The sequence below is a fragment of the Streptomyces sp. NPDC050988 genome (assembly GCF_044456225.1).
Classification (GTDB): domain Bacteria; phylum Actinomycetota; class Actinomycetes; order Streptomycetales; family Streptomycetaceae; genus Streptomyces.
The window spans coordinates 120,469-132,325 of record NZ_JBITFQ010000018.1 but is presented as its reverse complement, the minus strand read 5'-3'; the positions used below and the strand labels follow the sequence as shown (position 1 = coordinate 132,325).

The 11,857-nt window shown below is 70.5% G+C and carries 19 protein-coding genes; all 19 read right to left on the bottom strand.

Translation table 11 applies throughout. From position 1 onward, the window contains the following. Positions 1 to 4: 4 nt before the first annotated feature. A complete protein-coding gene (locus ACIBEI_RS31505) occupies positions 5 to 295 on the bottom strand; it encodes a hypothetical protein (RefSeq protein ID WP_398893604.1) in 291 nt (96 codons plus the stop codon). A gap of 2 nt (positions 296 to 297) precedes the next feature. Continuing rightward, positions 298 to 876 (bottom strand): hypothetical protein, encoded by a 579-nt coding sequence (locus tag ACIBEI_RS31500; protein ID WP_398893603.1) that lies wholly within the window; start codon positions 874 to 876, stop codon positions 298 to 300. After that, complete coding sequence (locus ACIBEI_RS31495) at positions 873 to 1,223, bottom strand: hypothetical protein (RefSeq protein WP_398893602.1); 351 nt, start codon at positions 1,221 to 1,223, stop codon at positions 873 to 875. Before ACIBEI_RS31495 ends, ACIBEI_RS31500 begins: the two co-directional genes overlap by 4 nt. Positions 1,224 to 1,308: 85 nt before the next feature. Beyond that, complete coding sequence (locus ACIBEI_RS31490) at positions 1,309 to 1,770, bottom strand: SLOG family protein (protein ID WP_398893601.1); 462 nt, start codon at positions 1,768 to 1,770, stop codon at positions 1,309 to 1,311. Positions 1,771 to 2,145: 375 nt separating this feature from the next. Continuing rightward, on the bottom strand, positions 2,146 to 3,753 hold the full coding sequence (locus ACIBEI_RS31485; protein ID WP_398893600.1) for a DnaB-like helicase N-terminal domain-containing protein: 1,608 nt from the start codon (positions 3,751 to 3,753) through the stop codon (positions 2,146 to 2,148). An 89-nt stretch (positions 3,754 to 3,842) separates the two neighbouring features. Next, complete coding sequence (locus ACIBEI_RS31480) at positions 3,843 to 4,661, bottom strand: DUF2303 family protein (RefSeq protein ID WP_398893599.1); 819 nt, start codon at positions 4,659 to 4,661, stop codon at positions 3,843 to 3,845. A gap of 2 nt (positions 4,662 to 4,663) precedes the next feature. Continuing rightward, positions 4,664 to 5,035 carry a hypothetical protein gene (locus tag ACIBEI_RS31475; protein WP_398893598.1) on the bottom strand — a complete coding sequence of 124 codons (372 nt, stop codon included), beginning with the start codon at positions 5,033 to 5,035 and terminating at the stop codon, positions 4,664 to 4,666. 129 nt (positions 5,036 to 5,164) lie between these two features. Beyond that, positions 5,165 to 5,452 (bottom strand): hypothetical protein, encoded by a 288-nt coding sequence (locus ACIBEI_RS31470; protein WP_398893597.1) that lies wholly within the window; start codon positions 5,450 to 5,452, stop codon positions 5,165 to 5,167. Next, positions 5,449 to 5,712, bottom strand: coding sequence for a WhiB family transcriptional regulator (locus tag ACIBEI_RS31465; protein ID WP_398893596.1), 264 nt, complete (start codon positions 5,710 to 5,712; stop codon positions 5,449 to 5,451). Before ACIBEI_RS31465 ends, ACIBEI_RS31470 begins: the two co-directional genes overlap by 4 nt. Continuing rightward, positions 5,709 to 6,098 carry a hypothetical protein gene (locus ACIBEI_RS31460; protein WP_398893595.1) on the bottom strand — a complete coding sequence of 130 codons (390 nt, stop codon included), beginning with the start codon at positions 6,096 to 6,098 and terminating at the stop codon, positions 5,709 to 5,711. Before ACIBEI_RS31460 ends, ACIBEI_RS31465 begins: the two co-directional genes overlap by 4 nt. Further along, complete coding sequence (locus ACIBEI_RS31455; RefSeq protein WP_398893594.1) at positions 6,095 to 6,655, bottom strand: Holliday junction endonuclease; 561 nt, start codon at positions 6,653 to 6,655, stop codon at positions 6,095 to 6,097. The genes ACIBEI_RS31460 and ACIBEI_RS31455 overlap by 4 nt, the downstream gene beginning before the upstream one ends. A gap of 1 nt (position 6,656) precedes the next feature. Beyond that, entirely contained in the window at positions 6,657 to 6,896 is a 240-nt protein-coding gene (locus ACIBEI_RS31450) for a hypothetical protein (RefSeq protein WP_398893593.1), read from the bottom strand. 32 nt (positions 6,897 to 6,928) lie between these two features. Beyond that, positions 6,929 to 7,294: a hypothetical protein gene (locus tag ACIBEI_RS31445; RefSeq protein ID WP_398893592.1), complete on the bottom strand. Its 366-nt coding sequence runs from the start codon at positions 7,292 to 7,294 to the stop codon at positions 6,929 to 6,931. A 5-nt stretch (positions 7,295 to 7,299) separates the two neighbouring features. Further along, positions 7,300 to 7,788, bottom strand: coding sequence for a hypothetical protein (locus tag ACIBEI_RS31440; protein WP_398893591.1), 489 nt, complete (start codon positions 7,786 to 7,788; stop codon positions 7,300 to 7,302). Continuing rightward, positions 7,785 to 8,540, bottom strand: coding sequence for an exonuclease domain-containing protein (locus ACIBEI_RS31435; protein WP_398893590.1), 756 nt, complete (start codon positions 8,538 to 8,540; stop codon positions 7,785 to 7,787). Before ACIBEI_RS31435 ends, ACIBEI_RS31440 begins: the two co-directional genes overlap by 4 nt. Next, on the bottom strand, positions 8,537 to 9,676 hold the full coding sequence (locus ACIBEI_RS31430) for a hypothetical protein (protein ID WP_398893589.1): 1,140 nt from the start codon (positions 9,674 to 9,676) through the stop codon (positions 8,537 to 8,539). Before ACIBEI_RS31430 ends, ACIBEI_RS31435 begins: the two co-directional genes overlap by 4 nt. Continuing rightward, positions 9,676 to 10,611: a hypothetical protein gene (locus ACIBEI_RS31425; protein WP_398893588.1), complete on the bottom strand. Its 936-nt coding sequence runs from the start codon at positions 10,609 to 10,611 to the stop codon at positions 9,676 to 9,678. Before ACIBEI_RS31425 ends, ACIBEI_RS31430 begins: the two co-directional genes overlap by 1 nt. Then, the gene (locus ACIBEI_RS31420; RefSeq protein ID WP_398893587.1) at positions 10,611 to 11,438 is read right to left on the bottom strand and encodes a hypothetical protein; all 828 of its coding nucleotides are present in this window, start codon (positions 11,436 to 11,438) and stop codon (positions 10,611 to 10,613) included. Before ACIBEI_RS31420 ends, ACIBEI_RS31425 begins: the two co-directional genes overlap by 1 nt. After that, the gene (locus ACIBEI_RS31415) at positions 11,435 to 11,827 is read right to left on the bottom strand and encodes a hypothetical protein (protein WP_398893586.1); all 393 of its coding nucleotides are present in this window, start codon (positions 11,825 to 11,827) and stop codon (positions 11,435 to 11,437) included. Before ACIBEI_RS31415 ends, ACIBEI_RS31420 begins: the two co-directional genes overlap by 4 nt. Positions 11,828 to 11,857 lie beyond the last annotated feature (30 nt).

Genomic DNA, 11,857 nt, shown 5'->3' with positions numbered 1-11,857 from the left:
GTGCTCAGGCGCGGGCGGGCCGGATCGAGCCGTCCTGACGCTCGTAGCCGCGCCCAACGGCTCTGCCTTGAAGCGTCTGGGGCTTCCAGTCGGGCAGGCAGGCAGGGCATACGTCGGACGTGCAGGTCGTGAGGGGCTGTCCGGTGCGTTTGCTGAGCTGGGGAGGGAATCTCCAGCCGTCGCCGTAAGCGGCTCCTCGGGCGTCAGCGACGCTGTTGAACTGTTCGCCGTCTCGAAGGCGCGTGCCGCAGCCGTCGCAGCCGAGCATCACGGCATGGACCGAGATGGTGGCCATGATCATTGCTCCTTGGGCTGGTCGTCGGACCGGAGGAGCGCGTCGTGGAGTTCGACGAGCCGCGCGTCCCACCAGCGGGCAAGGCTCGCGCCGAGCGGGGGCGGGCCAGCCTTCACCCACCGCTCGTAGAGGGCGATGACGCGGGATACGTCCTGTTCGGCGAACCGGTGGAGGGCGGCGAAGACGAGGGTGGTCTTCTCGGCCTGGCCGAGAGCTTCGGCGCAGAGCCGCGCGGCGTGCTCGCCGATGTGCGCGTACTTCTGCTCGGTCGTGTGGCCGTCCCACTGCGCCCGACGGTCGTCGGCGGGGACGTGCTCGACGTGGGCGTACAGCTCGGCGTCGCGGGGAGCGATGTGCCATGACGCCTGCTTGCCGCCGATCCAGAGGTACAGGATCTGCCAGCCGTCCTCGTCGACGTCGGGCGCGGGGGCGATGACCGAGGGGTGGAGCGAGGCGAGGAGGGCGAGGAGCTGCGCGCGCTCGCGGTACGCGCCGTCCCGCTCGGCGGTGAGGTCGTTGATCTGGCCTTGCTGGTCGAGCAGCTTCTGTGCGACGCCGGTGTGATCGAGGTACTGCGTCATGCGTGGTGGTCCTTCCTGGTGCAGGTGGCGGGGTCGTGTTCGGCGCCGGCGGTTGCGGCCCACGCGTCGCAGCACCAGCCCGTGACGAGGACGGCCTGGACGCCGTCTTCGACTGGTGTGGCAGCGCGGGGCTTGGTGGCGGCGTCGAGTTCGCGGTGTGCTGCGCGCAACTCGTCGCGCAGGTAGGAGTGGTGGACTATCGCGGTGGCGAAGGCGACGGCGGCCGCGGTGAAGAACAGGGCGTAGTGCAGTGCCCCGTGCTGGTAGCTGACGGCCGCGCAGCGGAGGAGCACGAAGGCGACGAGGGCGTAGAGGCCGGCGAGGGCGTGCGTAAAGCGGCGCGTCACGGCTTCCTCCAGGGCGTGCGTAGCCAGTGGGCGAGGGGTAGGCCGGCGGTGATGACGACCAGGGCGACGAAGGCGAAGACGGCGATCACGTCGACTCCTCGACCTGCTGGGGCACGGTGGTGCGGCGGATTGGGATCCCGGCCTCCTCGGCGAGGTCCGCGCAGCCGCTCGCCCCGTGCGACGGGTGTGGGTCGGTGCGGCGGCAGCGGGGCGACGTACACGGGCCGATGAAGGCGAAGCAGGCGTCTGCACCGAGCCGGACCATGTGTGCGTTGCGGCGGGGTCCGGCCGCGGGCCACGGGCCGAAGTTCCTGGCGGGGTGGCGTTCGAGGTCGATCGGCTGGCCGCGCTCTCGGTGCCACTCGGCCCACGCGTCGGCGATGGCGTCGGCGCCAGTCGGACACGCGCCGTGGACGACGACGAGGCGCTGCCCGAGCGCGATGGCGAGAGCGCCTGCGGTGGTGAGCGTGTCCTCGACTGCGCGGCGATCGGTCCAATCGCGGCTGCCGGTGACGAGGACGCGGTAGGTGGTGTTCGAGTTGGCCATGATCACGTCCTGTGTATGCGCGTGGGTGGGCGGAACCGGATGACGGCGGCGGGTCTCGTGTGGTCTCTGTGGCGTGTGCGGCGCGACGCTCGTCCTCGTCCCCCTATAGGGCGGGGGACGAGGGACGAGGTCGCTTGACGTCGTCCTGACTTCGTCCCGGACGAGGTGGGACGAGGTCGTTTGGGGTGGCGTTTGTGCTGGTCAGGGGTGGTGCGACTTCGTCCCGTGATGGTGTGTCAGGTCGGGACGAGGTCGTTTCAAGATCGGGGACGAGGTCGGCGGGGCTGTGACCTGGGGTTTCTTCGTGTGCTGGTCCGGGGCGGTTCATGATCGGGACGAGGTCGGGACGAGGTGAGGAAAAGTAAGTGGGGTGGTTCATGAGGCCTCCGCGGTGGTGTCCTCGACGGCGTCCGTGGGGGCGTCCGGGATGCTGTGAAGGACCGCTCCTCGGACTCCGCGTTCGGCCTTCACTCGGCCGGTGTGGACGAGGCGGGTGAGGGCCCGGCGGGTGACGGACACGCGGCCGGGGATGAGCTCCTCGACGGCGTTCTTGCTGAGCGGCTCCTTGGCCTTGGTCAAGGTCTGGAGGACCTTGTCCTCCCGTTCCTTGATCTCCTGCTCTTCTTGCGCGTCCTTCTCCTCCTCCGCGGTGCGGTCCACGGGCTCCTCGGTCCGGTCGATCGGCGGGAAGAGGTGCGCGGTGGCGAACTGGTCGCCCTCGGAGCGGATGACGAGGTCGGCGAACCAGTGCATGGGGTTCCGGCCGCCGGGCAGGGCGTGCTTGCGGATCTGCGCGGGCCGGTCTTTGGCGACGCGGAGGCGGGAGCGGCCTTCGGTGTTGATGCCGAAGGGGCGGACGGCTTCGAGCATGTACTGGACGCCGTCGACGGCGTTGAGCTTGTGGACGCCTCCGAGGGCGTACCGGCCGCGGGACTCGTTGTTCTTCACCACGTGGTCCAGGGGGACGACGGCGGCCCCGGTGTCGGCGAGGGGGCGCAGGAGCATGCGGCCGAACTTGGCGATCTCGGTGTTCTCTTTGAGCTCCAGGCCGAGCATGACCATGGCCTCGGTGACGCCGTCGACGATGACGAGGGACGGGCCGAGGTCGCCGATGCGGGCGATGAAGGCACGCAGCGCGGCGGGTGTGGGTGTGGAGCCGGGGCGTACGTACAGGAAGCGTTCGGCGATGTCCTGGGGGGTGGCGCCGATGAGGAGGAGGCGGGAGACGACGCCTTCCTCGGAGTCCTCGAAGTCGAGGTAGACGACGCGGTTGCCGCGGTTTATCTCGACGAGGCAAGTGATGAGCGCGACCCATGACTTGCCGGCCTCGGACTCGCCCTGAATGCCGTTGACGCGGCCGGGATAGAAGAGGCCGATGCCGTCGTCTCGCGCGCCGATGACGGGCTGAGCGGGCTTGTGGGTGCCGTCGAGGACCGGTGTGAGGTCGGAGAAGTCCCAGCCGGTTGTCTCGGCCGAGCGGGGCCCGGTCGGTTCGGTGGCGGTGGTGATCTCTTCGCGGACGAGGTCGAGGACGTCGTCGAGGTCGCCTTCGCCGGACCGTACGAGGTTCGCGGCCCGGTCGGTGGCTTCGATGATGCGTCGGCGGACGGCGGTGTCGCGGACGATCTCGGCGTAGTGCTCGGCGTTGGCTGCGCTGGGGACCTTCTGGACGAGGCCGTGGAGGTAGGTCGCGCCCCCCACCTTGACGAGGTCGCCGAGCTTGGTGAGTTCCGCGGCCACGGTGATCGGGTCGACCCGTTCGCCGCGCACGGACATGCTGGTGATGGCGAGGAAAATCGTTTCGTGGGCGGGCCGGTAGAACTCGGGTCCGTCAAGGACCTCGATGACCTCGGTGATGGCTCGCTCGGAGATGAGCATGCCGCCGAGGACGGACTGTTCAGCGTCCAGATCTTGGGGCGGGACCCGTGTGAACCCGTCGTCGTCCGCCGTGTCGCGCGGTTCCATGCGGCGGACGTTCTCCACGTGCGGGTCTCCTCGGTGGTGCGTGGTGATGGGGAGGGGTGCCGCAGGTGGGGCAGCGAGAGTCGACGCCGCCCCACCTGCGGGGCGGGTCAGGCCGGGGAGCCGTTCAGGATCGGCGTGTCGATACCGTCGGCGATCGCCTTGAGGACGTCCGCGAAGGCGGCCTTGGCACGCTCCTCGGGCTGCTCCAACTTGAAGCCGAGCGTGAGCTGGCTACGGTCCAGCCGGTACTTGAAGCGCGCGACCATCGAGTAGGCGTCCGCGCCCTCAAACGGGGGGACCGCGATCTTGAAGGTCTCGGGGATCGCGATGTCGCCCTTGCCGCCGGCGGTCGCCTTGGTGTCCTCGACGTACGCGAACTTCCGCTCGCCGGACTGCAGTCGGGTGGACGACTGGAAGTCGCACTTGGTCGTGGCCTTGATGGACTGCGCGATCTCCAGCATCGTCGCGGCGTCCGGCTCGACGAGGTTCGGCAGGTGGTCCTCGAGGAAGTTCGCGAACCGCTCCTGGTCGACGAGCTTTCCGTCCAGGTCGGTCCACTCCTGCCAGGCCTTGGTGCGGCGCAGGGCCAGGATGAGGCGGTGCTCGGCGAAGCCGGGCTCGTCCTCGGCGTGGGCGTCGAGGACGGCGGTGACGGAGAGCCGCTCGACGTCGGAGTAGACCTCGCTAGCGTCTACGTCGCGGTGCTTGGCGTAGTAGGTGAGGAAGGAGGCGGCGTCGCGAACCGTGGTGATACCGGTCTTGCGGGTCACGCGGCCGGTGTACTCGGGCCCGGTGAGGTCGAACGGCTGGACGCCGCCGTCGGCCGTGGCGACGAGGTAGATCCCGCCGGGCTCAACCTCCTTGGGGTCGAGGGCCTGCTGCGCGAGGGCGGCGACGGCCTGGACGCTGGTGTCGGTCTCGGTCATGTTCAGAGTTCCTTGATCTCGTTCTTGCTGGTGGGCAGGTCCCGGACGTCGAACGCCGACGTCTGGCGGGGGTCGTTGCGGGTGGGCCGGCCGTCGTCGTCGACGAAGTACATGGCGGGCGGGGCGATGGGCCGGGGCGCCTTGAGGTCGGACTCGACGGTGACGAGGACGGGCGCGCCGTCGACGTGGCCCTTGGGCGGCTCGACGGTGACCTTGACGGTGAGGGAGCCCTTGCGGCCGTGCTCCTGGACGGCGTTGAGGAGCTCGCGGAGTTCGCCGCTGATCTGGTCGTGGGCCTCGCCGCGGCTGTGCTGGACGAGGAAGACGGCGAACTCGTCGTCCTTCTGGGCCGGTTCGGTCTGCTGCTGGGTCATGTGCTGGTGGTGCCTTTCTGTGACGGGTGTTGCGGTTGAGGTCCGGGCCCGCCCCCGTTCAGGGGGGAAAGTTGGGGGCGGGCCCGGTGACGGCCGCGGCGTGGAGGGCGCCGTGAGCTCGGCCGCCGGTCAGGTGGTCTTGTGGGCGAGGGCGGCCTGCGCCGCGCGGTAGGCCTCGGGACTGGAGCGGCGCTTGCCGGAGGCGATGGCCTTCTCGTCGAAGACCGCGGACGCGGCCAGAGGGGAAGGGGGCAGGGCGCTCGGGGGCAGGCCGTAGCCGGGCTTCGGTTCGTCCAGTCCGGCCTCCGCCCACGGGCTGTGCGTGTTGCACTTCCAGCCGGTCCGGTAGAAGCGGACGGGGCCGGTGTGTTCGCCGGTGATGCCGTCGCAGGGCTCCCGGTCGCGGGCGCCCCTCATGCCGCCGCCTGGGCTCGGCGCTGCGTCTGCTCGTGCAGGCGGCGTCGCGCGGTGGGCGTGAGCCCGCCACGGATGCCGAACCGTCGGAGTTTGCCCGCGTTGCCCTCGGCCTTCATCGCGTCGACCAGGCACTCCTCGCGGACGGGGCAGCCGCCGCAGAGGGCTTTCGCCTCGCGGACCTTCGCGGTGTCGGAGCCGGGGAACATGGCCTCCGGGTCGTCGCCGCACGCGGCCTGGCCGTGCCACGGGTCGCCCTTCATCGCGTCACCGCCTTGTCCTCGGCGCGCCACCGGTTGACCGTGCGCGGCGTGACGCCGACCCGTGCGGCGATCTCCGGCGCGCTGCACCTGCGCGCGGTGAGGCGCCAGCACGCGATGCGCGCCTCAGCGCGGGACAACTCAGGCAGCGGCCGGAGCCCCTTCACGACGCGCTGCACGGCTTCCTCGTCCAGCTCGGCGTGCGCCGGGCGGGGAGGCCGGGTGGTCGTGTAGCGGAACGGGCGGGCGAGGTGTTCGAGGCGGCGGGCGGCTCCGCGGTAGGTCTTGGCCTGGCCGCGGTCCGATTCGGTGTCGGCCAGGGTGCGGAGCAGGGTGGCGAGGCGCCGGGCCTGTGCCGGGCCCTTGAGGCGGATGGTGATCTCGATCATCGGGCCACCGCCTGAGGCCACTTGGCCTTCGCGAGCCGGTCGCGCTGGGCCTTGGGCAGGTCGAACTCCGGCGCGCCGTACCAGTCGAGGCCGGCCGCGCGGAGCCACCAGGCGTCGCACTGGTTGTCGTCCGCGAACTCGCGGCCGGTGCGCTTGAAGGCGGCCAGCGCCATGGCGGTCTTGTCGGCGTTGCCCTTGCCGGTGGCGTACGCCTTCAGCGTGGCCGGGGTGACGACGACGTACGGCACGTTCTCGGTCATCAGCAGGAGCCGGATGGCGCCGTGGACCATGCCGGTGATCCCGGCCGCCTTCGCGTGGGTGGGCAGGTCCTCGATGACCGCGTAGTCGACGCCCTCGGCGACGACGGTGTGGATGAAGGCTTCGATCTCCATCAGGCGCCAGTCACCGGGCTGTTTGGCCGTGATGGTGACGGTGTCGCCGTTCGGGCAGGCGATGCCGGGCGCGGTGATGGAGAGGTCGAGTCCGAGGATTCGCAGGGCCCGGGGCCCGGCCGCCGTGGTGGCGGCCGGAACCTCAGGGGTGAACAGATCGGGCACGTCAGCTCTCCTTCGTGGTCGCAGCCGCGGCGAACTCGCGGCGGCAGTCCAGGCACATCGCGCCGCCCGAGCTGAAGCGGAGGTGCAGCGTCTTCCGGTGTTCGACCGGGCACCACGCCTCCGCCTGGTCGAGGGCCTCGACAGGACGCAGCAGCGTGCGCGGCTTCCGGTGCCGGCCGGACGACTCCTCCGGCCGGACGTACCAGCGGGCCACCCCGACCGCGCCGATGAGCGCGCTCATGACGGACGCAGCGCCGACGGCAATATCCGGGTTCACAGCAGTCCCTCTCTTCCTGCGGCGCGGGCGAGGTCGTTGGCGACGTCGTACTCGTCCGTGAGGTCGATGGAGGCGCGCTCCAGCTCGAAGGCGAGGTCGCCGAGGCCGTAGTCGTCTCCGTGCTGGTTGGCGACGTGGAGCCGGGCGATCGTCGACCGGAAGGCGGTCCGCTCGGCCTCGCCGTCGATGAGCCGCCAGGCGAGGGACGCTGCGGCGGCGAGGGCCTGGGAGACGGCGGTCGGGTCCGTGCGGTGCCGGTCGGCGTGCCGGAGTACGCCGATGGCCCGCAGGACGCCTTCGTTGCTGGCCGCGGCGGCGAAGCCGAGGAGCTTCCGGGCTTCGTCGAGCTGGGCTCGGGTCATGGGCGTCATGCGTCACCGCCCGCCCGCTCGGCGTGGTCGCGCAGCTCGGCGGCCATTGCCTCGTTCGCGGCCTGGAGCGTGCGCATCTGCTCGTCCAGGCCGCGGTGCGCCTGCTCGGCCAGTCGCCGGAGACGGCGCTCCTCCAGCACGTCGACCGAGACGCCCCCCGACACCTCGACGAAGGCCTCGAAGTTGTCCACGGTCTTGGCCAGGACGGCGCGCTCGTCGACCAGCTCGGCCCGGTAGCGGCGGCACGCCCGCACGATGCGGGCCAGCCGACGCTCCAGGTTGATGACGCGCTCCTGGACCTTGCTCGGCCTGGAGAACATCGGCATCGGCTCGCCGGTCTCCAGCAGCTGCGTGTAGTTCCCGGCGAGCCGGAGCGTGGCGCCTCGGGAGTTCTTCAGCTCCGTTTTCAGCTGCTCGTGGTCCTGGCCCAGGTTCTGGTAGCGGGCCTGGAGATCGTCGTACTTGCGGCGGGAAACGAACATCACGCCTCACACCCAGCACGCTGCGCGGGGATCAGCGGCCACGACCCGTCGATGACCTTCTTCGGGTCGCCGCCCTGCTCCGGCGAGGCCTTCGTCCGGAACCACTGCTGAAGGCCGGCCTGTTGCTCCGCCCGCCACGCCTTCTGCGCGGCGAACAGCTGCTGCGGGCCCATCCGACTGAGCTGCCGGGCGTACTTGGCGAACTGCGCCTCGGCGATCAGCAGCGCGGCGTACGCGTCGGCCTCGGCCGTGTGCCAGTCCTCCAGCGTCACGCCGTACCGCTCGGCGGTGGGCTTGAGCTTCCGCATGCCGGTGCCCTTGACGTACTTGTCGACCTGCTTGTCGATGACGTGCGGGTCGACCAGCGGCAGCGCGCTCAGGCCCGGCAGGCGTTCGGCCATGGACGGCAGCCCGTGCCGGGCGAGTTCGCAGGCGAGGACGGTCCAGTCGAAGCTGAGATTGAAGGCGATGACCGGCATGCCGTACTGGAGGGCCGCGGCGAGGTTCCCGGCGATGTCGTCGAGAGCTTCCTTCGGGTCGGCGCCCTGGGCAGCCTGCTCGTTGGTGATGCCGTGGACTTCGGTTGCCTCCTCGGGGATCGGCACCCCGGGGTTGATCAGCCAGGACATGACCTTGTCGTCCCGCCCCCCGCCGCGCACGACGAGCGCGGCGGTGACGATGCGGTCCTCAAGCGGGTTCGGTCCGGTGGTCTCGGTGTCGAACGCGCCCTTGCGGATGTCGGCGAAGGTGCTCATCGGACCTCACCCGCCTTCACGACGGCGAGGTACGCGGTCATCTGCGCGAGCGTCGCGCTGGAGGGGTGCAGGCCTCCGTGCCGCTGTGCGAATCCGGCCTCAACCTGCTCGGTCGTCAGGCTGTGTCCACCGGCGGCGGCGATGACCTGGAACCACACGTCCTGCACGTCGGCCGGGTCGTCGAGGACCTCGACGTCGTGGACGACGTCCTGCGACTCGGCGGACAGCAGCTCGGTGTCGTAGTCCGGGTCGTAGTCCGGGTGGTCCAGCTCGGCCTGGCGCTCCTCGGCCTTCTTCAGCTCGGCCGCCCGCGTCTTCAGCGTCGCCGCGAGGGCGTCGTCGAGGTGCTTGGCCTGGTTCGCCTGCGTCCACAACTTCCCGACGTCCGCAGAGGTCTTGGCCACAGCGGCGAGCGCCGCGTAGTCCGGCCGCCCGCCCGTGATGGCCACCCGCTCCGGACCGGGGGCGACGGCCGCCGTGGCGCCGGTGATTTTCCCGGCCATGAGCGCGGCCGGGGTGATCTCGACGTCGAGTGTCGGGACCAGGAAGCGGGCGACCTGGTCCTTGACGATGGCCGTCTTCTCTTCCATGCCGAGCCACCCGGCGACGTATCCGCCGGCCTGCGCCAGCAGCTCGGCGGCCGGGGGCAGGGTGACGGCGGCGTGGTAGCCCTTGGTGATGAGGAGCCACTGGCCAAGCGCGGGGACGTCGCGCAACATCACGTTCACGCGTGTGGTGATCTTGCAGTCCCGGTTCTCCGGGTCGCACATGCACGGCCGGTCGCTCTTGTGCTCGGTCTGGCCGTCGCATCGGCGCTGGCACTTCGAGCCTGCGTACAGCTCGTACCACTGGGAGACGGCGTCCAGGGGCGGGATGAGGACGGGGAGCCGGTTGGCCTGCGAGTACACCTCGAACTCAGCCGGGCCGCCGTTGGCCGGGGTCCAGGGCTTCACCTCGCCGCCGTACAGCTCGGCGACGCTGGCCAGGATCTCCCTGGAGGGGCTGGTGAAGCGGAACTTGTCGAGCTTCGCCGGACGGGTGTAGGCGTTGCCCTTCGCGGACACGCCGGAGACGACGTGACCGATCCGGATCTCGCCGAGCTGCCGCATACGGCGCTGCAAGTCGATGATGGGCATCAGGCAGCCCTCTCCGTGAGCGTGGGAAGGCTGAGGGCGGGACGCACGACCGTCTTCGAGAGGCCGGACGCCCACTCGGCGGCGTCCTTGATCGTCAGGAAGGCGCCGAACACGTCGTCGTCGGCCACGGTCGGAATGAGCCGGTAGCCCTCCGGCCGCAGGTGCAGCACGACCCCGGCCCAGAACGTGGCGGGCATCGGCACCGTCGAGCCGTCGCGCAGCCACGCGACCTTCGACTTCCGGTACGCCGACATCTGCAAGGCGGCCTCGGGATAGACCCCCTTGACGTCCAGCTCGCCACCGGTCTTGGTGTCGCCCATGAACACGGAGTCCGCGGCCACTTCGGTGTCGAAGTACGCGGCGAGCGCCGAGGCGATGAGCGGGGACTTCACGAGGTAGTCGAGCTTCCCCGCGTAGCCAGCCTCCTCGTTGCCGACCACCATCTCCGAGGCCTCGAAGGTGACTTGCCACTCCTCGACGAAGCGGAGGAAGTGGTCAAGGAACGGGGTCAACTCCGGGTTGGTGAGCAGCTCCTCCGGCATCGGCGTGCCGAGGACCTTCGCCTCGATCACGTCGTGGACGGCGGTACCGACGTCCTTGCGCTCGTCCTTCTTGCGGGTGTGGGCGCGGCGGAGCCAGTCGTACGCCTCGGTGCGCTGGTCGGGGAAGAGCGACGAGCGGACGAGGTACGGGAGGTTCGCCATCGCCGTCTCGGCGGTGATGTTCCCGGCCCAGAAGGTGAGGGCGTCGCCCTTGGCGCATCCCAGGTTGAGGATGGTGGTGACGCGGCGGAGTTTGAGGTCGGTGCCCTTGACGCGGTACCAGCCGGCGGAGGGCTTGGGGATGCGGTCGGCGCCGGTGGGTGCGGGGGCTGCGGCCTTGCGGCGGCGGCCGGCGGCCGGGGCCGAAGCCCCGGCCTGCGCGGTGGTCGTCATCAGGCGGTACCGCCCTTCTGGGTGTTGGCCCAGGCAGCGCTGCGCGCCTGGTGGGTGTTGTCGCGGCGGGGGCGGGTGCCGCTGTGGCTGGTGCACAGGTCGCCGGGCTTGGCGTGGCAGGCGGGACAGCCCACGGCGATCTGGGGGAGCTCGCGGTCGGGCTCGGGGCTGGTGGGTCCGGGAGTGACCGCAGTCCCCGGGGCGGGGATGGTCTTCTCCTCCGCGAGGAAGGCGGCCACCTTCGGGAACTGGGCATCGACCGAACGACGGACGGCCTGCTCCTCGGCGGACTCGTCCTCGCGGAGGGCCTGCAACGGAGCCAACAGGCGCGTCAGCTTGTCTGCCGCAGCCTTGGCCTTCGGCGTCATCTCGTACGCGATCGGGTCCTCGTCGACCGGGCGCTCGAACTCGGCGAGCCGGGCCCGCAGCTGCGCGGCTTCCGCCTCAACGTCCAGTAGACGGCGCAGAACTGGGGCCATCCGCTCCCCCATGTAGGAGGAGAGGTTCATGCAGTAGAGGTCTTCCCACGTGGGGTGCTCGTGGTTGCGCCGGTTGGCGATCGACTGGCCGAAGGAGACGATCAGTCCGGTAGTGGCGGGCTTCGCGTCGCCGAGCTGCTCGTCCAGAGCCGTGCGCTGCTCGGGAGACAGCTCCGCCGGGGCGGCATTGAACCGCTCGCGCAGCCGTGTCAGCTCGGCCGCCGTCTCGGGCGTCTGGAGCATGCCGGTCGCGTCCAGCGCCATCGCCCAACCCGCGGGCGTCTGCTTCCCGTTCACCATCGCGCGGGCGATCACGTCCGCCGCGGCGTTCACCGACCGGGCGATCACGCAGCCACCGCCGAAGGGGCATCGTCAACGGCCTGCGGCGCCTCGGCCTGCTCCCTCGTCAACGGCACGCGGAAACCACTGAGGCTGAGCGGCACCCCCCGGAAGACGCCGGAGGCGTCCAGCCACACACTCCCTCCCGAGGCGTTCAGCGTGATCGGGTTGGTCGGGAGCTGGAGCGCGGTGCGCCACGCCTCGAAGTGCGAGGGGTGATCCAGCTGGAGGTTGAAGCCCTCGGTGCCGGAGGAGTAGATCGTGACGTACGGCCTCGGGAGGGAGGGGAACATCTTGATCAGCGCGAAGAGCGCCTCGACGGCGGCCGTCTGGTCGACGAGCTGTCCAGGGTCCGGTGCGGTGAACTGCGCCGTCGGTTGAGTAGTCTCGGTGGTCACGGTGACCTCTGCTTTCACTTGGTGGTGGAG

Coding starts and splice junctions, on each gene's coding strand:
- ACIBEI_RS31505 (WP_398893604.1), bottom strand. CDS start 295: ATGGCCACCATCTCGGTCCATGCCGTGATGCTCGGCTGCGACGGCTGC.
- ACIBEI_RS31500 (WP_398893603.1), bottom strand. CDS start 876: ATGACGCAGTACCTCGATCACACCGGCGTCGCACAGAAGCTGCTCGAC.
- ACIBEI_RS31490 (WP_398893601.1), bottom strand. CDS start 1,770: ATGGCCAACTCGAACACCACCTACCGCGTCCTCGTCACCGGCAGCCGC.
- ACIBEI_RS31480 (WP_398893599.1), bottom strand. CDS start 4,661: ATGACCGAGACCGACACCAGCGTCCAGGCCGTCGCCGCCCTCGCGCAG.
- ACIBEI_RS31475 (WP_398893598.1), bottom strand. CDS start 5,035: ATGACCCAGCAGCAGACCGAACCGGCCCAGAAGGACGACGAGTTCGCC.
- ACIBEI_RS31470 (WP_398893597.1), bottom strand. CDS start 5,452: ATGAGGGGCGCCCGCGACCGGGAGCCCTGCGACGGCATCACCGGCGAA.
- ACIBEI_RS31465 (WP_398893596.1), bottom strand. CDS start 5,712: ATGAAGGGCGACCCGTGGCACGGCCAGGCCGCGTGCGGCGACGACCCG.
- ACIBEI_RS31460 (WP_398893595.1), bottom strand. CDS start 6,098: ATGATCGAGATCACCATCCGCCTCAAGGGCCCGGCACAGGCCCGGCGC.
- ACIBEI_RS31450 (WP_398893593.1), bottom strand. CDS start 6,896: ATGAGCGCGCTCATCGGCGCGGTCGGGGTGGCCCGCTGGTACGTCCGG.
- ACIBEI_RS31445 (WP_398893592.1), bottom strand. CDS start 7,294: ATGACCCGAGCCCAGCTCGACGAAGCCCGGAAGCTCCTCGGCTTCGCC.
- ACIBEI_RS31435 (WP_398893590.1), bottom strand. CDS start 8,540: ATGAGCACCTTCGCCGACATCCGCAAGGGCGCGTTCGACACCGAGACC.
- ACIBEI_RS31430 (WP_398893589.1), bottom strand. CDS start 9,676: ATGCCCATCATCGACTTGCAGCGCCGTATGCGGCAGCTCGGCGAGATC.
- ACIBEI_RS31425 (WP_398893588.1), bottom strand. CDS start 10,611: ATGACGACCACCGCGCAGGCCGGGGCTTCGGCCCCGGCCGCCGGCCGC.